The sequence below is a fragment of the Pseudoalteromonas sp. MEBiC 03485 genome, from assembly GCF_004195145.1.
GTDB lineage: Bacteria > Pseudomonadota > Gammaproteobacteria > Enterobacterales > Alteromonadaceae > Pseudoalteromonas > Pseudoalteromonas apostichopi.
In genome coordinates this window covers 2,603,491-2,628,368 of record NZ_SGBT01000001.1, presented here as the reverse complement: position 1 = coordinate 2,628,368, position 24,878 = coordinate 2,603,491, and the positions used below count along the sequence as shown (strand labels likewise).

18 protein-coding genes are annotated in these 24,878 nt (G+C 41.3%); 7 read left to right on the top strand and 11 right to left on the bottom strand.

The window, feature by feature from the left end; translation table 11 throughout:
* Position 1: 1 nt before the first annotated feature.
* The 5 genes from rpsA to gyrA all read right to left on the bottom strand — a co-directional run bounded on the left by rpsA (position 2) and on the right by gyrA (position 7,717).
* Positions 2-1,669, bottom strand: coding sequence for a 30S ribosomal protein S1 (gene rpsA / locus EVU92_RS12080; RefSeq protein ID WP_054551350.1), 1,668 nt, complete (start codon positions 1,667-1,669; stop codon positions 2-4).
* 92 nt (positions 1,670-1,761) lie between these two features.
* A complete protein-coding gene (cmk, locus tag EVU92_RS12075; RefSeq protein WP_130051431.1) occupies positions 1,762-2,475 on the bottom strand; it encodes a (d)CMP kinase in 714 nt (237 codons plus the stop codon).
* A gap of 104 nt (positions 2,476-2,579) precedes the next feature.
* Positions 2,580-3,860 carry a 3-phosphoshikimate 1-carboxyvinyltransferase gene (gene aroA / locus EVU92_RS12070; protein ID WP_130051430.1) on the bottom strand — a complete coding sequence of 427 codons (1,281 nt, stop codon included), beginning with the start codon at positions 3,858-3,860 and terminating at the stop codon, positions 2,580-2,582.
* Positions 3,861-3,862: 2 nt separating this feature from the next.
* Positions 3,863-4,951: a 3-phosphoserine/phosphohydroxythreonine transaminase gene (serC, locus tag EVU92_RS12065; RefSeq protein WP_130051429.1), complete on the bottom strand. Its 1,089-nt coding sequence runs from the start codon at positions 4,949-4,951 to the stop codon at positions 3,863-3,865.
* Positions 4,952-5,020: 69 nt separating this feature from the next.
* Positions 5,021-7,717 (bottom strand): DNA topoisomerase (ATP-hydrolyzing) subunit A, encoded by a 2,697-nt coding sequence (gyrA, locus tag EVU92_RS12060; protein ID WP_130051428.1) that lies wholly within the window; start codon positions 7,715-7,717, stop codon positions 5,021-5,023.
* A gap of 176 nt (positions 7,718-7,893) precedes the next feature.
* Between gyrA and ubiG the strand changes: the two genes are divergently transcribed.
* From ubiG to yfaE, 5 genes are all read left to right on the top strand, one after another.
* The gene (gene ubiG, locus EVU92_RS12055; protein ID WP_105174078.1) at positions 7,894-8,604 is read left to right on the top strand and encodes a bifunctional 2-polyprenyl-6-hydroxyphenol methylase/3-demethylubiquinol 3-O-methyltransferase UbiG; all 711 of its coding nucleotides are present in this window, start codon (positions 7,894-7,896) and stop codon (positions 8,602-8,604) included.
* Complete coding sequence (locus tag EVU92_RS12050; protein ID WP_130052287.1) at positions 8,604-9,278, top strand: HAD-IA family hydrolase; 675 nt, start codon at positions 8,604-8,606, stop codon at positions 9,276-9,278. Before ubiG ends, EVU92_RS12050 begins: the two co-directional genes overlap by 1 nt.
* Positions 9,279-9,670: 392 nt before the next feature.
* Positions 9,671-11,956, top strand: coding sequence for a class 1a ribonucleoside-diphosphate reductase subunit alpha (nrdA, locus tag EVU92_RS12045; protein ID WP_130051427.1), 2,286 nt, complete (start codon positions 9,671-9,673; stop codon positions 11,954-11,956).
* A gap of 70 nt (positions 11,957-12,026) precedes the next feature.
* A complete protein-coding gene (nrdB, locus tag EVU92_RS12040; RefSeq protein WP_130051426.1) occupies positions 12,027-13,157 on the top strand; it encodes a class Ia ribonucleoside-diphosphate reductase subunit beta in 1,131 nt (376 codons plus the stop codon).
* On the top strand, positions 13,157-13,429 hold the full coding sequence (yfaE, locus tag EVU92_RS12035) for a class I ribonucleotide reductase maintenance protein YfaE (protein ID WP_130051425.1): 273 nt from the start codon (positions 13,157-13,159) through the stop codon (positions 13,427-13,429). The genes nrdB and yfaE overlap by 1 nt, the downstream gene beginning before the upstream one ends.
* On the opposite strand, the gene EVU92_RS12030 is transcribed toward yfaE, so the two are convergent.
* Positions 13,426-13,953, bottom strand: a complete 528-nt coding sequence (locus EVU92_RS12030; RefSeq protein WP_130051424.1) for a YaeQ family protein — start codon at positions 13,951-13,953, stop codon at positions 13,426-13,428. The two genes, yfaE and EVU92_RS12030, sit on opposite strands and share 4 nt — an antisense overlap.
* A gap of 154 nt (positions 13,954-14,107) precedes the next feature.
* Between EVU92_RS12030 and EVU92_RS12025 the strand changes: the two genes are divergently transcribed.
* A complete protein-coding gene (locus EVU92_RS12025) occupies positions 14,108-16,510 on the top strand; it encodes a TonB-dependent receptor (protein ID WP_130052286.1) in 2,403 nt (800 codons plus the stop codon).
* 98 nt (positions 16,511-16,608) lie between these two features.
* On the opposite strand, the gene glnS is transcribed toward EVU92_RS12025, so the two are convergent.
* The gene (gene glnS / locus EVU92_RS12020) at positions 16,609-18,276 is read right to left on the bottom strand and encodes a glutamine--tRNA ligase (RefSeq protein WP_130051423.1); all 1,668 of its coding nucleotides are present in this window, start codon (positions 18,274-18,276) and stop codon (positions 16,609-16,611) included.
* A 228-nt stretch (positions 18,277-18,504) separates the two neighbouring features.
* On the opposite strand from glnS, the gene EVU92_RS12015 reads away from it, so the two are divergent.
* Positions 18,505-19,575, top strand: a complete 1,071-nt coding sequence (locus EVU92_RS12015) for a DUF3083 family protein (protein ID WP_130051422.1) — start codon at positions 18,505-18,507, stop codon at positions 19,573-19,575.
* A gap of 49 nt (positions 19,576-19,624) precedes the next feature.
* On the opposite strand, the gene argA is transcribed toward EVU92_RS12015, so the two are convergent.
* From argA to odhB, 4 genes are all read right to left on the bottom strand, one after another.
* Complete coding sequence (gene argA / locus EVU92_RS12010) at positions 19,625-20,965, bottom strand: amino-acid N-acetyltransferase (protein ID WP_130051421.1); 1,341 nt, start codon at positions 20,963-20,965, stop codon at positions 19,625-19,627.
* Between the two features lie 195 nt (positions 20,966-21,160).
* Positions 21,161-22,033: a succinate--CoA ligase subunit alpha gene (gene sucD, locus EVU92_RS12005; protein ID WP_130051420.1), complete on the bottom strand. Its 873-nt coding sequence runs from the start codon at positions 22,031-22,033 to the stop codon at positions 21,161-21,163.
* The gene (gene sucC / locus EVU92_RS12000) at positions 22,033-23,199 is read right to left on the bottom strand and encodes an ADP-forming succinate--CoA ligase subunit beta (RefSeq protein WP_054551366.1); all 1,167 of its coding nucleotides are present in this window, start codon (positions 23,197-23,199) and stop codon (positions 22,033-22,035) included. The genes sucD and sucC overlap by 1 nt, the downstream gene beginning before the upstream one ends.
* 177 nt (positions 23,200-23,376) lie before the next feature.
* On the bottom strand, positions 23,377-24,876 hold the full coding sequence (odhB, locus tag EVU92_RS11995) for a 2-oxoglutarate dehydrogenase complex dihydrolipoyllysine-residue succinyltransferase (protein ID WP_130051419.1): 1,500 nt from the start codon (positions 24,874-24,876) through the stop codon (positions 23,377-23,379).
* Between the last annotated feature and the right edge of the window lie 2 nt (positions 24,877-24,878).

Below are 24,878 nucleotides of genomic sequence, written 5' to 3'. Positions count from 1 at the left end.
ATTAGTCTTTTTGAGCATTTTTGAATGCTGCAGCCATAGCGTTTTCGAACGCTGGCTCTTCTTTCTTAAGCTTCTCTAGTACTTCTTTCTCTTCTGCTTCGAAAAGAGCTTTAACAGATAAGCTTAAAGTGCGGTTCTTACGATCAACACCAACGTATTTCGCTTCGATTTCGTCGCCTGCAGAAACTACAGTAGTAGCATCTTCAACACGCTCTTGAGCGATATCAGCTACACGGATGTAACCTTCAACGCCTTCGATTAGCTCAACAGTTGCGCCTTTCGCATCAACTTCAGTCACTTTACCTTTAACAATAGCACCTTTTTTGTTTGCGTCCAGGTAGTTATTGAATGGGTCAGCTTCGATTTGTTTAACACCTAGAGAGATACGCTCACGCTCTGGGTCAACTTGTAATACGATAGCAGTGATTTCGTCGCCTTTCTTGAATTCACGTACAGCTTCTTCGCCTGGCGTGTTCCAAGAAATGTCTGAAAGGTGAACAAGACCGTCAATACCGCCTTCAAGACCGATGAAGATACCGAAGTCAGTGATTGATTTGATCTTACCAGTAACTTGGTCGCCTTTGTTTTGTAGACGAGCAAATTCTTGCCATGGGTTAGCAATACATTGCTTAAGACCAAGAGAAATACGACGACGCTCTTCGTCGATTTCAAGAACCATAACTTCAACAGTGTCACCTAGTGAAACAACTTTTGAAGGGTGGATGTTCTTGTTAGTCCAATCCATTTCAGAAACGTGTACTAGACCTTCTACGCCTTCTTCGATTTCAACGAAACAACCGTAGTCAGTAAGGTTAGTTACACGACCAGAAAGCTTAGAACCTTCTGGGTAACGACCAGCGATAGCTGCCCATGGATCTTCGCCAAGCTGTTTAAGGCCTAGAGATACACGAGTCTTTTCTTTGTCGAATTTAAGAACTTTAACTGCGATTTCGTCGCCAACATTAACGATTTCTGAAGGGTGCTTAACACGCTTCCACGCCATGTCTGTGATGTGTAGTAGACCGTCAACACCACCAAGGTCAACGAACGCACCGTAGTCAGTAAGGTTCTTAACGATACCTTTAACTTCTTGACCTTCAACAAGGTTAGCAAGAAGCTCTTCACGCTCTTGTGAGTTTTCTGATTCGATAACTGCACGGCGAGAAACAACAACGTTGTTACGTTTTTGGTCAAGCTTGATTACTTTGAACTCAAGCTCTTTACCTTCAAGGTGAGTTGTGTCACGTACTGGACGAACATCAACAAGTGAACCAGGTAGGAAGGCACGGATTGAATCAACTTCAACAGTGAAACCGCCTTTAACTTTACCGTTGATAACACCAGTAACAGTCTCTTGCTCTTCACATGCTTTTTCTAAGCGGATCCACGCTTCGTGACGCTTCGCTTTCTCACGAGAAAGGATAGTTTCACCGAAACCGTCTTCGATTGCGTCTAAAGCAACATCTACTTCGTCGCCAACAGCAACTTCTAGTTCACCAGCAGCATTTTTGAATTGCTCAGCAGGGATTGCACTTTCAGATTTAAGACCAGCATCAACAAGTACGATGTTGTTCTCGATTGAGATAACAGTACCTTTAACGATAGAGCCTTGCTCTGCTTCAAAACCCTTAAGGCTTTCTTCAAATAACTGCGCAAAATTTTCTGACATTATACGTCTCTAAATAATTAAATAACCAATTAGCAACCATGCTGCATGGGGTTGTTAAAATAGCGCTGGCTTCCTGCCGGCACCTTAATAAATTACTTTTTAGCTTTTGGAAGCTTTCCTGCAAGTACTGCTTCGTCGAGTAAAGTTACAACTTTATCAAACACTTGCATTGCATTGAGCTCACTAGTATCAAGCTCAATAGCGTCTTCTGCAGGAACAAGCGGCGCAACTTCACGCGTCATATCGCGGTGATCACGAGCTTTTATGTCCTCAAGTAGACCACTTAGTGTAACATCAAGACCGCGTTCATTCAACTCAGCAAAGCGACGACGAGCGCGCTCTTCAGCTGATGCGGTTAAATAAATTTTCAATGGTGCATCTGGAAACACAACTGTGCCCATATCACGACCATCGGCAATTAGGCCGCTCTCAGTACGAAACGCACGTTGACGACGTAATAATGCTTCTCTCACCCGTGGTAATGCAGCAATCTTTGATGCCGCAGCACCCACTTCTTCGTTGCGGATTGTGGTTGTGACGTCTTCGCCTTCCAAGACAATTTTAGAAGTATGTGTTTGGCTGTCGACCAAAAACTGTACATCTAAGTTTGCAGCTAACGGCACTAGCGCATCTTCATTATCTAGTTCAATTTGATGATGAAGCGCTGCAAGTGACAGCACACGATAAATCGCTCCACTGTCTAATACATCCCAACCTAATTTCTCGGCTAACAAGCGACAAACAGTTCCTTTACCTGAACCACTTGGGCCATCGATGGTGATTACGGGCATTGATAACGCCTGCATTTATAACCTCCTGCAATGCACACCAAAATAAATCCGCGATATTATACGTCAGTTCTTGAAATAGATCCGCATCTAGAGTGTAACTTTTTATATTTTCTTCTGTTTTATTGACTTGAGACAGACTCTAGTACTTTGAAAAACGTTGGAAAAGTTTTGTATGTACATTTAGGATCGTTAATGGTTATCGGCTTCCCGCCAACAGCAACCATCGCAAAACACATGGCAATACGGTGATCGTTGTACGTATCAATCGCTACATCATTGAATGTTTCTGGTGGTGTTATTTCGATGAAATCTTCACCCTCAACAACTTCTGCACCAACTTTTCGAAGCTCAGTAGCCATTGCATATAAACGGTCTGTTTCTTTTACACGCCAGTTATAGATATTACGAATCGCCGTTGTACCTTTTGCGAAAAGCGCAACGGTTGCGAGAGTCATCGCTGCATCAGGAATTGCATTAGCATCAATATCAACCGCCTTCAGCTCGCCTTTACGAACCACCAGCTTTTCATCGTACCAATCGATTTTAGCGCCGACTTGTTCCATAACTTTGGCAAAACCAATATCACCCTGAACAGATGCAGCACCTACCCCATTAATTTCAATTTCGCCGCCTGCTATTGCAGCCGCAGCAACAAAATAAGAGGCGCTTGAAGCATCACCTTCGACCATAATACGCTCAAGTGCTTGATACTGCTGACAGCCTTTAACGTAAAACGTTTCATAGTTGTCATGACTCACAATAACACCGAAACGCTTCATCACATCTAGGGTAATATCAATGTAAGGCTTTGATACCAGCGTGCCTTTAATGGTGATTTCTGTGTCGCCATTAAATAATGGCGCCGCCATTAGTAACGCAGTTAAGAACTGGCTCGAAATACTGCCATCAATTTCAACTTTACCGCCGTTGATTTTGCCGCCTTTAATGGCCAGTGGTGGATAGTCTTTATGCTTAAGATATTCAACATCACCACCCAGGGCTTGCAGTGCATCAACCAAATGGCCGATTGGGCGCTCTTCCATACGTGGCTCACCCACCAGCTGATATTCGCCTTCTACAGCAGCTAATACAGCTGTCAGTGGACGATAAGCAGTACCAGCATTGCCTAAAAACAATGGCTCACTTGGGGTTTTAAATTTACCTGCAACCCCCTCTACGGTAGCCACTGTTTTATCTTCATTAAGCGATACATTTACGCCCAAAAGATTTAACGCACCTAGCATATGACGAATATCATCACTGTCGAGAAGGTTTTCAACAACCGTTGTGCCCTCTGCTAGTGCTGCTAACAGTAAGATACGGTTTGATAAGCTTTTTGAGCCTGGCAGTGTCACACTACCATTTACTTTTGAGATTGGTTCAAGACGAAGCTGTTCCATAATTAGCTGTGCTCCTTGGCGAATTTTTCCATAAAATTAACCAAAGCTTGAACACCTTCAAGTGGCATCGCGTTATAAATGCTTGCGCGCATACCACCAACAATACGGTGACCTTCAAGGGCTAATAAGCCTGCTTCTTTTGACTCATTAATGAATTTTTCATTCAATGATTCATCGTTTAACCAAAACGGTACGTTCATGCGTGAACGGCAATGCTTGGCAACTTTATTACTATAAAAATCTGAGCTATCAATAAAGTTGTAAAGTAATTCTGCTTTTGCGATGTTTTGCTCTTCCATCGCTTTAACGCCACCGTTTGCTTCAAGCCATTCAAATACTTCAGCAGCTAAGTACCACGCAAATGTAGGTGGTGTGTTATACATGCTGCCTTGTTTCGCTTCTAATGCGTAATCAAGAATTCCTGGCTTTGCAAGGCCTTCACGTTCAAGTAGCGTTTTACGAATAATAACAATCGATAAACCAGATGGGCCGATATTTTTTTGTGCGCCAGCGTAAATAAGATCAAACTGATTTACATCAAATTCGCGCGATAAAATAGTCGATGACATATCAGCAACAATCGGTGCAGATGGATGTGATGGTACTTCGAAAATCTCAATGCCATCTACGGTTTCATTTGGGCAATAGTGAATGTACGACGCATCAGCAGGTAATTCCCAGCTGCTTGCTGGTTTGATAGAGAACTGACCATTTTGCTGTTCATCATCACGTACATTAATACTTTCAACAGCAGTGAATTTAGCAGCTTCTGAAGTAGCACCTTTAGACCATACACCGTTTTCACAGTACACAGCTGGTTTATCATTAAGGTGAAGATTCAATGGCACAGCACTGAATTGACCACGGCCACCGCCGTGCATAAATAACACTTCAAACTCATCACTAATATTCATTAAGCGACGCAGGCTTGCTTCACATTTAGCAGTAAGTGCTAAAAAGTCGCTGCTGCGATGGCTAATTTCCATCACAGAGACACCTAAACCTTGCCAATCTATAAATTCTTTTTGTGCTTTTTGCATAACTGCCGGCGGTAGCATTGCCGGTCCTGCACAAAAATTATATTTAGTCATTACTTTGCCTCATTCCAGTAATTATAGTGCGGATAAAAAAAGCGGCCGAAGCCGCTTTTTAAATCAATGTTATTCTGAAGGTGGGTTATCACCCGTTTCTTCAGTATTGGTATCGACTACTTCAACGGCCTCGCCTTCGATGGCTTCAAGCTCATCAACTTCGATTTCTTCGATACGTTGTAAACCAACTACTTGCTCTTCGTCAATAGTTCGTATCAAAATAACGCCTTGAGTATTACGACCAACCGTAGAAACCTCATTAACACGGGTACGTACTAATGTACCGCGATTAGAGATGATCATGATTTCGTCGTTTTCGTCAACTTGTACTGCACCAACCACAGCGCCATTACGCTCGCTTACTTTGATTGATACAACACCTTGTGTTGCACGGCTCTTCGATGGGTAATCTTCAAGTGCTGTACGCTTACCGTAACCGTTTTCTGTCACAGTTAGGATCGCACCATCTGACTTAGGTACGATTAACGACACAACGCGTTGGTCGTCAGCCATCTTAATACCACGAACACCCGTTGCTGTACGGCCCATCGGACGAACACCTTTGAAGCGGATTTCCGGGTTACCGTTTTCGTCTAGTACAGGGTTGCCGTTTTCATCAACAACTTCTGACTCTTCTGCTTCTTTAAAGCGGACAACTTTACCGGCATCAGTGAATAGCATGATTTCATTCGTGCCATCAGTGATATCAACACCAATTAGGCTATCACCTTCATTCAGGTTAACAGCGATAATACCGCTCGCACGTTGACGGCTGTATGCTGTAAGTGGTGTTTTCTTAACTGTACCAAACGCTGTTGCCATGAAGATGTATTTATCTTCTTCGTACTCACGTACTGGTAAGATAGCGGTAATACGCTCATCAGCTTCAAGTGGTAATAAGTTAACAATTGGCTTACCACGCGCTGCACGGCTTGCTAATGGTAACTGATAAACTTTCAACCAATATAAGCGACCTGCAGTTGAGAAACACAGAATTGTATCGTGTGTGTTAGCAACCAATAGACGCTCGATGAAGTCTTCATCTTTCATCTTGGTTGCTGACTTACCTTTACCACCACGGCGCTGTGCTTCGTAATCAGAGAGTGGTTGATATTTAACGTAACCTTCGTGAGAAAGCGTTACGACAACGTCTTCTTCATTAATTAGGTCTTCAAGGCTAATATCGTGAGCAGCGGCACTGATTTCAGTACGACGTTCGTCACCATATTGCTCTTTAATTTCTACTAGCTCGTCGCGGATAACTTCCATTAAACGATCTGGGCTTGAAAGAATGTGTAAAAGCTCAGCAATTAGATCAAGTAAGTTTTGGTACTCGTCTAAGATTTTCTCATGTTCAAGACCTGTTAGTTTGTGTAAACGTAGGTCTAAAATTGCTTGTGCTTGTTGCTCAGATAAATAGTACTGACCGTCACGGATACCTAAATCAGCGGCTAACCAGTCAGGACGTGCTACGTTATCTTCACCTGCCTTTTCAAGCATAGCTTTAACTGTACCAAGTTCCCAAGGACGAGCTGTTAATGCTGCTTTTGCTTCTGCTGGGGTTGGTGACTTACGAATAAGTTCGATAATCGGGTCGATATTCGCAAGAGCAATCGCTAAGCCTTCAAGCGTGTGAGCACGGTCACGGGCTTTACGTAAATCGAATACAGTACGACGTGTAACAACTTCACGGCGGTGAACGATAAACGCTTCAAGCATTTCTTTTAAGTTGAAACACTTAGGTTGGTTGTTATCAAGTGCAACCATGTTCATACCAAACACAGTTTGTAACTGAGTTTGTGCATATAGGTTGTTTAAGATTACTTCACCAACATCACCACGTTTGATTTCGATAACGATACGCATACCGTCTTTATCTGATTCGTCACGTAGTGCGCTAATACCTTCAATCTTCTTATCTTTAACTAGCTCAGCGATTTTTTCGATAAGGCGCGCTTTGTTAACTTGATAAGGAATTTCGTGAACAATAATGGTTTCACGACCAGTTTTTTCGTCAACTTCGATTTCAGCGCGAGCACGGATGTATACTTTACCACGACCCGTTAAATACGCCTGCTCAATGCCTTTTTTACCATTGATAATCGCCGCAGTCGGGAAATCCGGACCCGGGATATATTCAATAAGGTCAGCAATTGACATGTCTGGGTTTTGGATTAGCGCTAAACAACCATTGATAACTTCTGTTAAGTTATGAGGTGGGATGTTTGTCGCCATACCAACAGCGATACCCGAAGAACCATTTACTAATAAGTTAGGTACTTTAGTAGGTAATACGTCAGGAATTTGCTCAGTACCGTCGTAGTTAGGTACGTAATCAACCGTTTCTTTTTCTAAATCAGCTAATAATTCATGTGACATTTTCGCCATACGGACTTCCGTATAACGCATTGCTGCCGCAGAGTCACCGTCAACAGAACCAAAGTTACCTTGGCCGTCAACAAGCATGTAGCGTAATGAGAAAGGCTGCGCCATACGAACGATGGTGTCATATACCGCGCTGTCGCCATGTGGGTGGTACTTACCGATTACATCACCAACAACACGTGCTGATTTCTTGTAAGGTTTATTCCAATCATTATTGAGTTCGTTCATTGCGAACAAAACGCGGCGGTGAACAGGCTTTAAGCCGTCACGTACGTCTGGCAATGCACGACCTACGATTACACTCATGGCATAATCAAGGTAAGAATTTTTTAATTCATCTTCAATATTGACTGGCAGAATTTCATTGGCGAGATCAGTCATTTGATTTCACATTCCTTCAGTATTGACTCATTAAGAGGCAAATCGCCGTCTTAAGAGCTTTAGTTATTATTTCCTGACCATGCTATCACAATTTATTTAGATTTACAGGCGCTAAATCTTTGCGATTTATTAATTTACCCCTATATAATGGCCTCAGATTAACGAGGAAGTTTTTTATGACCGAGCATCAAAATGTAGATAATGCAGAAATTGCAAAGTTTGAAGCCATCGCAGAACGTTGGTGGGACCGCGACGGAGAGTTCAAACCCCTTCATGAAATAAATCCTCTTCGCTTGGATTTTGTCGCAGATAAAGTGGGCGGCTTATTTGATAAGGAAACCTTAGATGTTGGCTGTGGTGGCGGCATCTTAAGTGAAAGCATGGCCCGTATGGGCGCTAAAGTAACTGGCATTGATATGGGCCAAGAGCCATTAACCGTTGCTAAGTTACATAGTTTAGAAACAGGCGTGCCTGTTGATTATATAAAAGTACCTGCAGAGCAATTTGCTGCTGAGCACCCTGCTCGCTTTGATGTTGTGACGTGTATGGAAATGCTTGAGCATGTTCCAGATCCCGCTTCTATTATTCGCGCTGTAGCAGAACTTGCTAAACCTGGTGCCGATGTATTCTTTTCAACATTAAATAAAACACCAAAAGCTTATTTGTTTGCCATTGTTGGTGCTGAAAAGCTATTGAAAATGGTACCTGAAGGTACCCATGACCATAAAAAATTCATTAAACCTGCACAGCTTATTGCATGGGCTGAAGAAGCGGGATTAAAAGTACGCGCCAGTACAGGTCTTAACTATAATCCGTTTTCTAAGCAGTACAGCTTAAACGATGATGTAAGTGTTAATTACATCCTGCACTTTGAGAAACTAGCGTGATGAGTGGTGTGCAAACACCCTCTATCGATTTTGATGCCTTTATCTTTGATTTAGATGGCACTCTACTCGATACTGCGGATGACTTAGGTGGTGCATTAAACCGCGTGTTAGCAGATGCCAATGTGGCCCCTGTTGCTGAACATGTTTATCGCCCTGCTGCTTCTAATGGTGCAAATGCATTATTAGAAGTAGGCTTTGGTGATAAATGGCCAGAACTTGAACAACTCGCTTTGCGCCAACAGCTTCTTGATTACTACGCCGAAGATATCGCTGTACACAGTAAATGCTTTAATGGCATCGAGCAGCTTTTAATTGCACTTGAGCAAAACAATATTAAGTGGGGCATTATGACTAATAAGCCCGGCTTTTTAACTGAGCCCTTAGTACAAGCTATACCCTCTTTGAGTAAAGCGATGGCGGTAGTAAGTGGCGATACATTAGCTGTTTCAAAACCATCTCCCGATCCACTTTTACACACAGCTGAGATCTTAGACGTTGATCCGTGTCGCTGTTTATATATCGGTGATGCTGAACGTGATATTCAAGCTGCAAAAGCTGCCAATATGTATAGTGCAACGGCGTTATGGGGTTACATACCCAGTGTTGATGCTGCTCTTGACTGGCAAGCGGATTTCAATTGGCAAACACCCATTGATGGATTTAACCATATATAGTGTTATTTGATAGATGAAACACCATATATTGTGATTTGATTCACTTTTGAGCATTCTTTGATGATAAAAAAATCAGTCAAAATTTATTTTTAAAAACGATAAATTTTCTGGATCTTTTGTTGATTTCTACAAATTTCGTCTTCTATGAATGTTCAAAGGTTAATGGTTACTAACACAATACGTTTATCCAATAGTTATCCACAAAATGGGGCAATTCTATCCCTTGCAAAACAACGCAGACCACACTATCTTGTGATCTGCAATTTAAACAACACCAGATATTGTGGCTAAATGTTATTCAATTAGTTCACCCTGGTATTGAATAATAATAATTACATAAAGAATACCTTTGTCTTTACAACGATAATTTCCCAAGGAATACAGGCAAAACTATGAACCAACAGCTATCTGTAAGCAAACGTGACGGCCGTAAAGAGTCACTTGATCTAGATAAGATCCATCGCGTGATCGCTTGGGCCGCAGAAGGTCTAGAGAATGTGTCTGTCTCACAAGTTGAATTAAAATCTCATATTCAATTTTATGACGGCATTCGTACCGATGACATTCATGAAACAATCATCAAAGCTGCAGCTGATCAGATCTCTAAAGATACGCCTGATTACCAATACCTAGCTGCTCGCTTAGCTGTATTCCATTTACGTAAAAAAGCATACGGTCAATTTGAGCCGCCACGCTTATATGATCACATCACGAAATTAGTTGAAGACAAACGTTATGATCAACACCTTTTGGTTGATTATACCGAGCAAGAAATTGACGAGTTAGATGCTTACATCGATCACAACCGTGACCTAAACTTCAGCTACGCTGCTGTAAAGCAACTTGAAGGTAAGTATTTAGTTCAAAACCGTGTTACTGGTGAAATTTACGAAAGTGCACAGTTTTTATATATCTTAGTTGCTGCAAGCTTATTCTCTGATTATCCAAAAGAGACGCGTATTGATTACATCAAGCGTTTTTATGATGCGGTGTCTACCTTCAAAATTTCGTTACCTACGCCAATTATGGCAGGTGTTCGTACGCCTACACGTCAGTTCAGCTCATGTGTACTAATTGAATGTGGTGATAGCCTAGACTCTATTAATGCGACATCATCTGCGATCGTTAAATATGTTTCGCAACGTGCTGGTATTGGTATTAATGCGGGTCGCATTCGTGCGCTTGGTAGCCCTATTCGTAATGGCGAAGCGTACCATACAGGTTGTATTCCATTTTATAAGCACTTCCAAACTGCTGTTAAGAGCTGTTCACAAGGTGGTGTTCGTGGCGGCGCAGCTACGCTGTTTTACCCACTTTGGCATTTGGAAGTTGAAAATTTATTAGTTCTAAAGAACAACCGTGGTGTTGATGATAACCGTGTACGTCACCTTGACTACGGTGTGCAGTTCAACAAATTAATGTATAGCCGTTTAATCAAAGATGATTACATCACATTATTTAGCCCATCAGATGTTCCGGGTCTATACGATGCGTTCTTTGAAGATCAAGCGAAGTTTGATGAGCTATACATCAAGTACGAGCAAGACGAGTCAATTCGTAAAAAACGTATTAAAGCGATTGAGTTATTCTCAATGTTTGCACAAGAGCGTGCGAGCACAGGTCGAATTTACTTACAAAACGTTGACCACTGTAATACGCACAGCCCGTTTATCTCGACTGTTGCGCCAATTCGTCAATCTAACCTATGTTTAGAAATTGCATTACCAACTAAGCCTCTTAGCAATGTAATGGACGAAGAAGGTGAAATTGCTCTTTGTACGCTTTCAGCGTTTAACTTAGGCGCAATTGAGTCACTTGATGAATTAGAAGAACTTGCAGAGCTTGCTGTACGTGCTCTTGATAACTTACTTGATTTCCAAGACTACCCTGTTCCTGCGGCTAAAAACGCAACGATGGGTCGTCGTACGCTAGGTATTGGTGTTATTAACTACGCATACTACTTAGCGAAGAACGGTAAGCGTTACTCAGATGGCAGCGCAAATGCCCTAACTCACAAAACATTTGAAGCTATTCAATACTATCTAATGAAAGCATCAAATGAGTTAGCGAAAGAACGTGGTGCGTGTCCTAAGTTTAACGAGACAACGTATTCTCAAGGCATTATGCCAACAGATACTTATAAGCGTGACCTAGATCAGTTCTGTGATGAACCTCTTCACTTAGATTGGGATTCATTACGCGAAAGCATTAAAGAGCATGGTATGCGTAACTCTACGTTATCTGCACTTATGCCTTCAGAGACATCATCGCAAATCTCTAACGCAACAAATGGTATTGAGCCACCACGAGGTCATATCAGCGTTAAAGCAAGTAAAGATGGTATCTTAAAGCAAGTAGTTCCAGATTATGAAAATCTGAAAGATAACTACGAGCTACTGTGGGATATTCCTTCAAACGATGGTTACCTACAGCTTGTTGGTATTATGCAAAAATTCGTTGACCAAACGATCTCTGCAAACACCAACTATGATCCATCTAAGTATGAAGGCGGTAAAGTACCTATGAAGGTGCTATTAAAAGACCTACTGACTGCGTACAAACTCGGTGTTAAAACTCTGTACTATCACAATACACGTGATGGTGCATCAGACTCTCAAGATGAGTTAACACCAGAGGTAGAAGATGACGGTTGTGCAGGCGGCGCTTGTAAAATCTAATTAAATTAATAACATAACAAAAGCGGGCTCATTAGCCCGCTTTGTCCTGACTGTTTTTTGAGAAATCACTATGTCTTATACAACTTTTAGCCGAAATCATAATAACCAATTACAAGAACCGATGTTTTTCGGCCAAACGGTAAACGTGTCACGTTACGACCAACAAAAGTACCCTATCTTCGAAAAGCTAATCGAAAAGCAACTTTCGTTCTTTTGGCGTCCTGAAGAGGTTGATGTAAGTAAAGACCGTCTTGACTTCCAAGCATTACCAGATCACGAAAAGCACATCTTTTTAAGTAACTTAAAATATCAAACTTTACTTGATAGTGTGCAAGGTCGTTCACCTAACGTTGCGTTACTACCAATTGTGTCTATTCCTGAGTTAGAAACGTGGATTGAAACATGGGCGTTTAGTGAAACGATTCACAGCCGTTCATACACACACATTATTCGTAACGTGACGCAATCTCCTGAGCTTATCTTTGATGATATCGTAAGCAACGAGAAAATCAGCGAGCGTGCTGATGCCGTTACTAAATATTACGACGATTTAATCAACATGATTTCTGTTTACAACCTTTACGGTGAAGGAAAACATGTAATCAACGGTGAAGAGGTTAAAGTCAGTTTATTTGACCTTAAAAAGCAACTTTACCTTGCGATGATGTCGGTGAATATTCTAGAAGCTATCCGTTTCTATGTTAGCTTTGCCTGTTCATTTGCATTCGCAGAGCGTGAATTAATGGAAGGTAATGCGAAAATTATCAAGCTAATTGCACGTGATGAAGCTCTACACCTTTCTGGTACACAACACATCTTAAACATTATGCAAGAAGGTAAAGACGATCCAGAAATGGCCATCGTTGCCGCACAATGTCGCGAAGAAGCGATTCAGATGTTTGTTGAAGCAGCTGAGCAAGAAAAAGATTGGGCAGAGTATCTTTTCAAAGATGGTTCAATGATTGGTCTGAACAAAGATATCTTATGTCAATACGTTGAATACATCACTAATGCCCGTATGACTGCAGTAGGCCTACCAGCACAGTTCGAAAGTAAGAGTAACCCTATTCCGTGGATCAACTCTTGGTTAGTATCTGACAATGTTCAAGTTGCCCCACAAGAAGCTGAAATTAGCTCTTACCTTGTAGGTCAAATTGACTCTCAAGTTGATGCATCTGACTTTGGTGACTTCGACCTGTAATGAGCTCAAACACAACTGCAGAGGTTATCCTTGCAGGAACAGACAGCCAGAATCTTGAATTTGATTCTGGCTGTTCATCTCTCCTTGAATGCCTAGAACAACACAAAATAGATGTCCCCTACCAATGCCGTGAAGGCTATTGTGGCGCATGCCGTGCTAAATTAGTCGAAGGTGATGTGAGTTATAATCAAGAGCCACTCGCGTTTGTGCGGGCAGGTGAAGTATTACTATGTTGTAGTAAACCCAATGGAAAAGTAAAACTTGAGCTTTAATGCCATACAAGCTCGCTAGTTTGGTAGAAATTTTCTTTATCAGAGACACTCACCATTTGCTGATCAATTGTAACATCCCACTGTAGATTTTTAGTTAAATGACTCGCCAACTGCTCAATGAAGTTATCATCAAACGCAATTAAATGACCATTACTGATCAGCTCCAACTGATGTTCATTTTCTTGTAACCAATTGTTGTTTAATGTTGTTACAACCCAAAGCTCGTCAACTCTTTTAGCTATTTTATTGAGTTGTAAAATATCCGGTTGGTCAACAGCAAGCCATGTTTGATAATGCTCATCTAATGCTTTTATTGACACATCCGGTTCGCCATGACTGAACTTTGCATTCAGCATCGCTGTTTCGTTGTGTGAAAATAAGCAATAACTTAAAAGCTTAAGAACAAAGTGTTGATAGCTTTCACGACGGTCACAAGCAGTAGTAAACACCTCTTTGTGATTGCGGTGCTCTCTTAAATCAGCAATGGTGAAATTTGCTTTAAAGACTCTATTTTTATCAGACATAAGATTTAGCCATCCAAAAGTAACAGCCTAAGTATAGTGTATGGTGTTAAAATCGCGACTTAATGGAAAGTTATAGTATAACGTTATTGCGATTGAAAAATTGCAGTGTTATATTATAACGCAACACTTAACAACAAACTTAGAAGTAGTAATGATGAAACAAGTTTCAATTCTTTCTAGTGCTGTTGCCGCTGCGCTGTTTTCTCAATCCACAATGGCTGCTGTGATCACAGGTCAAGTATTAGATAAAAACCAACAACCTATCAGCAATGCTGAAATACACGTACACGGTAAATCTCAAAGCGTTGTTACTGACAAACAAGGTCAGTTTAAAATTGATGTAGACAACCAAGGTCAACTACACATCAGTAAAAATAATTTCATCGATAAACGCATTGCTATTAATGGTGACGATCAAAACCTAGTCGTTACACTTACACCTACTTCCGTTGAAACGGTTGTTGTTTATGCATCAGCACTTCATAAGAATAGTCTTGAGATGATTTCGCCAGTTAATGTATTAGCGGGCGATGAACTAAAAGACAAGGCTAAACCGACTTTAGGCGAAACACTAAAAGGCTTACCCGGTGTTAATGCAAGCTATTTTGGCCCTGTATCTTCTAGCCCAATTATTCGTGGTTTAGATGGTCCGCGTGTAAAAATCACCCAAAATGGTCTTGATAGCAGCGATGCATCACGAATTGGTCCAGATCACGCAACATCGAACGACAGCTTAGCAGCTGAGCAAATCGAAGTACTTCGCGGCCCTGCTACCCTACTTTATGGCTCTGGCGCAATAGGTGGTGTGGTCAACGTAGTTGATAACCGTATTCCAACGGATAACATTGATACTTTAACAGGTGCTGCACAATACACTCACGATACGGTATCAAATACCAACACTTATGCTGCAAAACTTGAAACCGGTAACGATGGTTTTAACTTCCATTTTGATGGTACTAAGCGTAAAGGTCATGACTACAAAACACCAACGTTCGAGCTTCCTGAAGAGCATGACGAACATGAAGGTGAAGATCATGAAGAACACGAAACAGCTAACAGTGTTGAAAACACCTTTATCGATAGCCAAACTGTTAACTTTGGTACAAGTTATGTTGGCGACCACCTAACACTGGGTGTTTCTTATGGTCGTATCGAAACTGATTATGGTATTCCTGCTCATTCACACCATCATCATGCGCATGACGAGCAAGATGAACATGAAGACGAGCATGATCAACATGAAGAACCTGTTTTCGCTCAGCTAGAGCAAGATCGCTGGCAAGGTTACATGAGCTATGCACTTCATGATAACTGGATTGAAAATATCTCACTACGCGTTGGCTACACCGACTATAAACATGCAGAAATTGAAGATGGTGCCGTGGGAACGGTGTTTACAAACAAAACAACTGAAGCACGTGCAACCGTTGAGCACAAGTTAGGCCTTTGGCACGGTATGGCAGGTTATCACTACACTGAGTCTGACTACGATGCAGATGGTGAAGAAGCTTTTACACCTGCAAGTGTGACTAAAACAAACGCAATTTTTATGCTTGAAGAGCGCCAGTTTGGTGATGTGACCGTTGAGCTAGGTGCACGCCTTGAAGATTACCAAATCGACTCTGCTGTAAGCATGGCTGAGCATCATCATGATCACGATCATGAAGAGGAAGAAGAGCACCATGACGAAGAAGCTGAAATCATCAACTACAGTGAAGATTTCACAAACCTGAGCTTATCTGCAGGTGCAATTTGGCAATATCAAGAAGGCCAAAGTGTAGCTTTAAGTGTGTCTCGTTCTGAACGTGCGCCACTAAGTGCTGAATTACTGTCAAACGGTGTTCATATCGCAACAGGTACCTACGAGCTTGGCTTAGGTTATCATATTGAAGACAGCGAAATTCATTTTGAGCCAGAGGATATCGAGCAAGAAACTGCAACCAACTTTGATTTAAGTTTCCGCCGTTTTATTGGTGATTTTGGTTATACAGTTAACTTCTTCTATAACGACATTGAAAACTACTACTACCAGCAAAATACAGGCTTGGTATTTGATGAAGAGCATGGCTTAGAATCTGCAGCTGAAGCAGACGAAGATGCAATGGCGGTTTATCAGTTCAGTAGTAAAGATGCAAAATTATACGGCATTGAATTTGACGTACACTATCAAGTAACGCCAAGTGCCTTAGTTAAAGTGTTTGGTGATTCAACAACCGCTAAACTAAAAGATGATGAAGGTTATTTACCTCGTATCCCAGCTAATAAACTAGGCTCTGAATTACAGTACACAATTGCTGATTGGAAATTTAGCCTAACAGGGACTCATTATTTTGAACAATCAGACATTACTGCTTACGAGACAAAAACTGACGGTTATACCCTGTTTGATGCATCAGCTAACTACCAACTTGACCTAGGTCCTGTGGATACACAACTTTATATCAATGTTGACAACTTAACCGATGAATTAGGCTTCGTACACAGTTCATTTATAAAAGAAAAGGCTCCACTACCAGGTCGTAACTTCAGCCTAGGTATTCGTGGCTATTTTTAATCTGATTTAACTTTTAATAGTTATAAAAAAACCCTTTCACTTTAAAAGTGAAAGGGTTTTTTATTAAGTTTAGAAACTTAAACAATTAGTAAAGGGGTTTAGCCTTTCTGTTCAATCTTCGCCCATGAATCTCGAAGACCCACAGTTTGATTGAATACTAATGAATCTGCTTTGCTATCACGACAGAAATAGCCTGTACGCTCAAACTGGAAGCCCTGCTCTGCTTGTGCATTTGCAAGCGATGGCTCAACTTTAGCATTTTCAAGAACCACTAGAGATTCAGGGTTAAGTGTTGCGTTAAAGTCTTCTGCTGCAGCTGGGTTTGGTACGTTAAATAAACGGTCGTATAAACGAACTTCAGCTGTGATAGATTCACTTGCTGATACCCAGTGAATTACACCTTTAACCTTACGGCCATCACTTGGGTTTTTACCCAGAGTTTCAGGATCGTAAGAACAGAAGATAGTCGTGATTTCGCCATTTTCGTCTTTTTCAACGCGCTCAGCTTTAATTACATATGCACCACGTAAACGTACTTCTTTATCAAGCACTAAACGCTTGAACTTATTGTTTGCTTCTTCACGGAAGTCTTCACGCTCGATATAAAGCTCACGAGTGAAAGGCACATCACGGCGACCCATCTCTTCTTTATTCGGATGGTTTGCAACAGACAAGGTCTCTACTTTATCTGCGTCATAGTTCTCGATAACAATCTTCACTGGATCAAGAACAGCCATTGCACGAGGTGCATGCTCATTTAGGTCTTCACGGATACATGCTTCTAACATGCCCATTTCAACCATGTTTTCTTGTTTAGTGACACCGATGCGTGAACAAAATTCACGTACTGAGGCAGGTGTATAACCACGACGACGTAGACCAGCAATCGTTGGCATACGTGGGTCGTCCCATCCTTCAACATGGCCATTAACTACTAAGTCGTTTAATTTACGCTTAGACATAATGGTGTATTCAAGATTTAATCGTGAAAACTCGATTTGTTGCGGATGACACTCAAGGCTGATGTTATCTAATACCCAATCGTATAAACGACGGTTATCTTGGAATTCAAGCGTACATAATGAATGTGTGATGCCTTCTAGCGCGTCGGAAATACAATGCGTGAAGTCGTACATTGGATAAATGCACCATTTGTCGCCCGTTTGGTGGTGATGAGCAAAACGTACACGGTATAAAATCGGATCACGCAATACCATAAATGAGCTTGCCATGTCGATTTTTGCACGCAGTACACACTCGCTTTCTTTGAATTCGCCATTTCGCATTTTTTCAAAAAGCGCTAGGTTTTCTTCAACTGGCGTGTCGCGGTAAGGACTGTTTTTACCTGGTTCTTTCAAAGTACCACGGTATTCTCTTGCTTGATCAGGAGATAAGAAACATACATATGCAAGGCCTTTTTCGATAAGCTCAACAGCATAACCATATAAAGCATCGAAATAGTTAGATGAATACTTAATTTCACCATCCCATTTAAAACCTAACCACTGCACATCTTCTTTAATTGAGTTTACGTAGTTGATGTCTTCTTTTTCTGGATTCGTATCATCAAAACGTAAATTACAAAGACCTTGATAATCTTGGGCGATACCAAAATTCAAACAAATAGACTTCGCGTGACCAATGTGTAAAAAACCATTTGGTTCTGGTGGAAAACGCGTGTGTGTAGTCGCATGCTTACCGCTTGCGAGATCTTCATCGATACGCGTTCTAATAAAGTTACTTGGGCGATTCTCAATTTCCGCCATAGGAGCATAATCCTCTGAATATTGCATGGTGACAAAACTAATGCATTATTACAAAAACAAACCCTAACATACAGTAGTAGAATCATGTTTATTGAAGATATTAAGTCGATTGTTGAATACATAGTTCACAGACTCAACAAAAACGGTAAAAAAATTGTTCTAACGCAATAAAATGATCATTGACTAACGATATAGTGCCACTAGTTTCACTACCAATAAGGAAAAAAGATGGCTTCGCTCAATCAACACCGAGTCTATATTCCAAGCTCAGCACGTGCAAATCAGTATGTGTTAGTTGAATTTAAACCTACTGATGAGTTTTTTGCCCAGTTCACAAATGTTAGCTGTGCTTATAAGCGTCTTGCAAGGGAGTTATTTGCACTCTGTGATGAGTATGAATTACACAACGTTCACTTAATCGCTAACGATAAACTGCCGGTAGTTCGTTACCATGATGAGGCGTATAGTTTAGAAACCGCGAAACAAATTTTATTTTTCTATAACCCTCAATACCATGAAGCACACAATGTGTTTGCTGATGGTGAACAAAAATGCAAAAAAATTCGTTTATTGTTCTTGGCGACTGGTGAAGATATTCGCGCTAATGCGGCAAGTTTTCATCATAATGTGCAGCGAGTAATAAACTCTTTACAAGAAAAGATATTAAGCAATCAGCCAGCTTTAAAAGTTCGTGATCACCAACACCTTACTTATGATTTATTTGCTAAAGCAAAAGGTCACAAAGAAAGCTATGGTTATAAATTACGAAGCTTGTATCCTCGCTTTCAATCTCGCCAATGTCATTTACCAACTGAACACAGTGAAATAGCTTATGCAGGTTTTTCGATTCCTGTGACTCGTGCTATCAAAACTCAATTTCAACATATGTTGAATGAAGAGAATTACACCGAGTTTTATCAATACATTTTTGATGCGTTTAAACGTGCTTGTGATAAACGCGGATTAACACTGGGTGCATTTATCGCTAATGGAACACGACCTATTGTCCGAAATAGTAATATTGATAACGCACAAAGTAACAGTGAACTACAAAAATTAACCTTTGATTGCAGCTCTGAGCAAGTACAATTACAACAATATTGGAATGCAAATCAACTTGTTGATTCACTGCATTTCGTAATAGCAGCAGCAGACAAAGACAAACATGACATTGGTTATGGCAAGTTTATGAATCATGTACAGAGTGCGATTAATGAAGTGACAGATGAACTGGCATTTAATCCAACTCGTCAAGATTTACGTGTTCGTTTTTATCAGCACATAAACTATCAATACTAACTAAGTTTAGTTTAATTAATCGAGGTGACGTATTCACGTCACCTTTTAATTATCGATTATTGCTTAGCTTAGTTAAGTCTAGTCGTAGCACCTTAGAACGACGCTCGTAGTTATAAAGTGCTTTTTTCTTTTCAGGTAATTCATCAACCGTGACCAGTTCAAAGCTTTGCTCTAAAAACCAATGAATACTACGGGTGGTCAACGCAAATAAATGCGAATAACCTGCACGTTTGGCTTTATTAATAATAAACCGCAGCAGAAAACTGCCACGGTCTGCATCTCGGTACTGAGGATGAACAGCAAGACTTGCAAACTCCCCCACTTGTTCATCTGCAAACGGATACAAAGCCGCACAGGCAATGATAAGCCCATCACGTTCTATCACAGTAAATTGTTCAATTTCAATTTCAAGCTGCTCACGAGAACGGCGTACTAAATACCCCTGCTGTTCAAGTGGCCTGATAAGATTAATAATACCGGTAATATCAGAGATGCTAGCACTTCGTAATTGTTCAGAGCTTTGCGGCGCGATTTGTGTACCAATACCATCTAATGAGAACAACTCTTGTAGTAACGCGCCGTCTTCTTTATAACTAACTAAGTGACAACGATGCACGCCACCACGACAGGCATCAATCGCCGCTTGTAAGAAAACCGTTGCACTTAAACATGCATCTGGTTGATTACGATAACTTGCTAATAGTTGCTCAGCTTCATTTGGCATTAACTCAGCAATCGCTTCACCATTTTCATCTAAAATACCAGCTTCTTGGCAAAACCCGAGCATTTTATCTGCACGAAGCTTTAGCGCTACTTGTGTTGCAATTTCTTCTGCAGTTAAGTTAAAGCTTTCACCGGTAACCGATGCCGCGATTGGTCCAAGTAATACAATACCGTTGTTATCTAATTGATGGCGAATCCCCGCGACATCAACACGTCTTACTCTACCTGAATGATGATAGTCTACACCTTCATCAACCCCTAAAGGTTGAGCAATAACAAAATTACCACTCACTACATTTAGAAATGAACCTGACATAGGAGTACTACTTAAAGACGTTGATAAGCGCGCAGTAATATCGAATTGCATAGCACCCGCGACTTTTTTAATGACTTCAAAAGTTGCATTATCAGTCACTCGTATCTCATTATGAAACTGACTAGTTATGCCAACTTGTTCAAGTGCCACATTAAACTGTGGACGAGCCCCAAATACTAATACAATCTTAATACCAAGACTGGTTAGAAGCGCAACATCATTAATGATGCTACGACAACCAGACTGGTCAATCGCCTCTCCGCCAAGCATAACAACGAAAGTTTTACCGCGGTGAGCATTAACGTATGGGGTTGACTGGCGAAATCCATCTACCAATTCTGTGGTACGCACGTAATATTTACCTTATTAAAGTCGAGTGTTTTAATAAAAACAGATATACAAGCCACAAGTGTAGAGAATTTATATTCACAAATAAAGCATTATTATTCTTAATTTGCTATAGAATTTTTCATACCATAAATTAAAAAGTAGCAAATACAAAAAAGGCCCGCATAAGCGAGCCTTTCTTAAGAGATTATAAACTGATTACCAGCCTGTTTTCTCTTTAAGTGCAGCACCGATATCAGCTAGTGAACGTACAGTTTTTACGCCAGCAGCTTCTAATGCAGCAAATTTTTCATCAGCAGTACCTTTACCGCCTGCGATGATTGCACCAGCGTGACCCATACGCTTACCTGCAGGTGCAGTAACACCAGCAATGTAAGAAACAACAGGTTTAGTCACGTTGTGCTTGATGTATTCTGCAGCTTCTTCTTCTGCAGTACCACCGATTTCACCGATCATAACGATAGCTTCAGTTTGCTCGTCTTTTTCGAACATTTCTAAAACGTCGATGAAGTTAGTGCCAGGGATAGGGTCACCACCGATACCAACACATGTTGATTGGCCGAAACCAGCATCAGTAGTTTGTTTAACCGCTTCGTAAGTAAGCGTACCAGAACGTGATACGATACCTACTTTACCAGGCTTGTGGATGTGACCAGGCATGATACCAATCTTAGTTTCACCAGGAGTGATAACACCTGGGCAGTTAGGACCGATCATACGAACACCAGTTTCATCAAGTTTAACTTTAACGTCAACCATGTCTAGTGTAGGGATACCTTCAGTGATACAAACGATAAGCTCGATGCCAGCATCGATTGCTTCTAAGATTGCATCTTTACAGAAAGGTGCTGGTACGTAGATAACTGATGCAGTTGCGCCAGTTGCTTCAACAGCGTCACGTACTGTGTTGAATACTGGAAGACCAAGATGCGTTTGACCGCCTTTACCTGGGCTTACACCACCAACCATTTGTGTACCGTACTCAAGCGCTTGCTCTGAGTGGAAAGTACCTTGGCCACCAGTGAAACCTTGACAGATAACTTTTGTATCTTTATTGATTAATACAGACATTATTTGCCCTCCGCAGCAGCAACAACTTTTTCAGCTGCGTCTGTTAGTGATTCAGCAGCGATGATGTTAAGGTCAGAACTAGCTAGTACTTCACGACCTAGTTCAGCGTTAGTACCTTCTAAACGAACTACTACAGGAACGTTTACACCCACTTCTTTAACTGCGCCGATGATACCTTCTGCGATCATGTCACAACGTACGATACCACCAAAGATGTTAACTAAAACAGCTTTAACGTTGTCGTCAGATAAGATGATCTTGAATGCTTCAGAAACACGCTCTTTAGTTGCACCGCCACCAACATCTAGGAAGTTAGCTGGCTTGCCACCGTGTAGGTTTACGATATCCATAGTACCCATCGCTAGGCCTGCACCGTTAACCATACAGCCTACGTTACCGTCTAGTGCAACGTAGTTAAGCTCGAAGCTTGCAGCGTGAGCTTCACGCGCGTCTTCTTGTGAAGGATCGTGCATTTCACGGATTTTAGGTTGACGGTAAAGCGCGTTACCATCTACACCGATTTTACCGTCTAGACAGTGAAGGTTACCTTCGTCTGTGATTACTAGCGGGTTGATTTCTAATAGTGCGAAATCGAAATCGTTGAACATGTTAGCAAGACCCATGAAGATCTTAACGAACTGTTTCATTTGAGTAGGGTTTAAACCTAGTTTGAAGCCTAACTCACGAGCTTGGTAAGCTTGAGGACCAACTAGTGGATCGATCTCAGCTTTGTGAATTAGTTCTGGAGTTTCTTCTGCAACTTGCTCGATTTCAACACCACCTTCAGTAGATGCCATGAAAACAACTTTACGAGAAGCACGATCTACTACAGCGCCAAGGTATAATTCGTTAGCGATGTCAGTGCAGCTTTCTACAAGGATTTTAGCTACTGGCTGACCATTTTCGTCTGTTTGGTAAGTAACTAAGTTTTTACCTAACCAGTTCGCAGCGAACTCTTTAACTTCGTCGATTGTTTTAACTAGCTTAACACCGCCAGCTTTACCACGGCCACCTGCGTGAACCTGTGTTTTAACAACCCACATATCACCGCCGATTTTCTCAGCAGCTGCTGCAGCTTCTTCAGGTGTATCGCAAGCGAAACCTTGAGAAACTGGTAAACCATATTCGGCAAAAAGTTGTTTTGCCTGATACTCATGCAAATTCATGATGCTTTATCCAATTTTTTATACTAAAAGAGCTGAATATTTATGCAAAATAAACAGCTATCCCAAATTGCGCACTTAGTATAAATCCCAAGGCTCCACATGAAAACCCCAGTTAGACCAAAGGCGCAAAAAAAAAGCTGTGAACAAGGTTCACAGCTTAGTTTTCATACAACCAGATTAAACATCTAGTAGTAAACGAGTCGGATCTTCAAGTAACTCTTTAATTGTTACTAAGAAACCTACAGATTCTTTACCATCGATTTGGCGGTGATCATAAGATAACGCCAAGTACATCATTGGTAAGATTTCAACTTTACCATTTACAGCCATTGGACGCTCTTGGATTTTGTGCATACCTAAGATTGAAGACTGTGGTAAGTTGATGATTGGTGTAGATAGTAATGAACCGAATACACCACCGTTAGTGATAGTGAAGTTACCACCAGTCATGTCATCAATTGATAATTTACCGTCACGACCTTTAAGCGCTAGCTCACGGATACCTTTTTCGATTTCAGCAACAGAAAGCTTGTCACAGTCTTTAAGTACTGGTGTAACAAGACCACGTGGTGTAGAAACCGCGATGCTGATGTCGAAGTAGTTGTGATAAACAATATCATCACCATCAATAGACGCATTTACTTCAGGGAAACGCTTAAGTGCTTCAGTTACGGCTTTCACATAGAAAGACATGAAACCTAAACGGATACCGTGACGTTTTTCAAAAACTTCTTGGTACTGCTTACGAAGATCCATGATTGGCTTCATGTTAACTTCGTTGAATGTCGTTAACATTGCAGTTGAGTTTTTCGCTTCAAGAAGACGATTAGCGATTGTTTTACGTAAACGAGTCATAGGAACACGTTTTTGTGTACGGTCACCCATAGGTGCTGCTGGTGCTGCTGCTTCAGCTTTAGGTGCTGCTGCAGGTGCTTTTAAGAACTTATCAACATCTTCTTTTGTTACACGACCATTTTTACCAGAACCTTTGATTTTTGATGCATCAAGGCCTTTCTCAGCAATTAAACGACGTACTGACGGCGTTAATACGTCAGAGCTAACATTTGAATCGCTTGCTGGCGCTTCTTCAGCTTTTGCTGCTGGCGCTGCAGGTGCTGCACCCGCTTTAACTTTACCAATTACTTGCTCACCAAGTACTGTTTCGCCTTCAGCGTGAATGTGCTCACCCATGATGCCGTCTTCTTGAGCAACAACTTCAAGAACAACTTTATCAGTTTCGATGTCAACAAGGTTTTGATCGCGAGTTACCGCTTCACCTGGTTGAACGTGCCAAGTAGCAATTGTCGCGTCTGCGACTGATTCTGGAAGTACAGGTACTTTAATGTCCACTTCTTTACCTTCTGATGCTGGTGCTGATTGCGCCGCTGGCGCGTCTTCTGATTTAGCTGGTGCAGATTCGTCACTTGCTGGTGCAGCATCTGCATCACCAAGTAATGCAATTACTTGTTCGCCAAGTACTGTTGCACCTTCTTCTTGTGAAATTTCAGTGATTACACCGTCATTTGGTGCAACAACTTCTAAAACAACTTTATCTGTTTCGATATCTACTAAGTTTTGGTCGCGGCTTACTTTGTCGCCAACACTTACGTGCCATGTTGCAACAGTAGCATCAGCAACCGACTCAGGAAGTACAGGAACTTTAATTTCTGTGCTCATTG

What these genes read in the sequence shown, in the direction of transcription:
- rpsA (WP_054551350.1), bottom strand. Translation starts at nt 1,669, where the DNA reads ATGTCAGAAAATTTTGCGCAGTTATTTGAAGAAAGCCTTAAGGGTTTT.
- cmk (WP_130051431.1), bottom strand. Translation starts at nt 2,475, where the DNA reads ATGCAGGCGTTATCAATGCCCGTAATCACCATCGATGGCCCAAGTGGT.
- aroA (WP_130051430.1), bottom strand. Translation starts at nt 3,860, where the DNA reads ATGGAACAGCTTCGTCTTGAACCAATCTCAAAAGTAAATGGTAGTGTG.
- serC (WP_130051429.1), bottom strand. Translation starts at nt 4,951, where the DNA reads ATGACTAAATATAATTTTTGTGCAGGACCGGCAATGCTACCGCCGGCA.
- gyrA (WP_130051428.1), bottom strand. Translation starts at nt 7,717, where the DNA reads ATGACTGATCTCGCCAATGAAATTCTGCCAGTCAATATTGAAGATGAA.
- ubiG (WP_105174078.1), top strand. Translation starts at nt 7,894, where the DNA reads ATGACCGAGCATCAAAATGTAGATAATGCAGAAATTGCAAAGTTTGAA.
- EVU92_RS12050 (WP_130052287.1), top strand. Translation starts at nt 8,604, where the DNA reads ATGAGTGGTGTGCAAACACCCTCTATCGATTTTGATGCCTTTATCTTT.
- nrdA (WP_130051427.1), top strand. Translation starts at nt 9,671, where the DNA reads ATGAACCAACAGCTATCTGTAAGCAAACGTGACGGCCGTAAAGAGTCA.
- nrdB (WP_130051426.1), top strand. Translation starts at nt 12,027, where the DNA reads ATGTCTTATACAACTTTTAGCCGAAATCATAATAACCAATTACAAGAA.
- yfaE (WP_130051425.1), top strand. Translation starts at nt 13,157, where the DNA reads ATGAGCTCAAACACAACTGCAGAGGTTATCCTTGCAGGAACAGACAGC.
- EVU92_RS12030 (WP_130051424.1), bottom strand. Translation starts at nt 13,953, where the DNA reads ATGTCTGATAAAAATAGAGTCTTTAAAGCAAATTTCACCATTGCTGAT.
- EVU92_RS12025 (WP_130052286.1), top strand. Translation starts at nt 14,108, where the DNA reads ATGAAACAAGTTTCAATTCTTTCTAGTGCTGTTGCCGCTGCGCTGTTT.
- glnS (WP_130051423.1), bottom strand. Translation starts at nt 18,276, where the DNA reads ATGGCGGAAATTGAGAATCGCCCAAGTAACTTTATTAGAACGCGTATC.
- EVU92_RS12015 (WP_130051422.1), top strand. Translation starts at nt 18,505, where the DNA reads ATGGCTTCGCTCAATCAACACCGAGTCTATATTCCAAGCTCAGCACGT.
- sucD (WP_130051420.1), bottom strand. Translation starts at nt 22,033, where the DNA reads ATGTCTGTATTAATCAATAAAGATACAAAAGTTATCTGTCAAGGTTTC.
- sucC (WP_054551366.1), bottom strand. Translation starts at nt 23,199, where the DNA reads ATGAATTTGCATGAGTATCAGGCAAAACAACTTTTTGCCGAATATGGT.
- odhB (WP_130051419.1), bottom strand. Translation starts at nt 24,876, where the DNA reads ATGAGCACAGAAATTAAAGTTCCTGTACTTCCTGAGTCGGTTGCTGAT.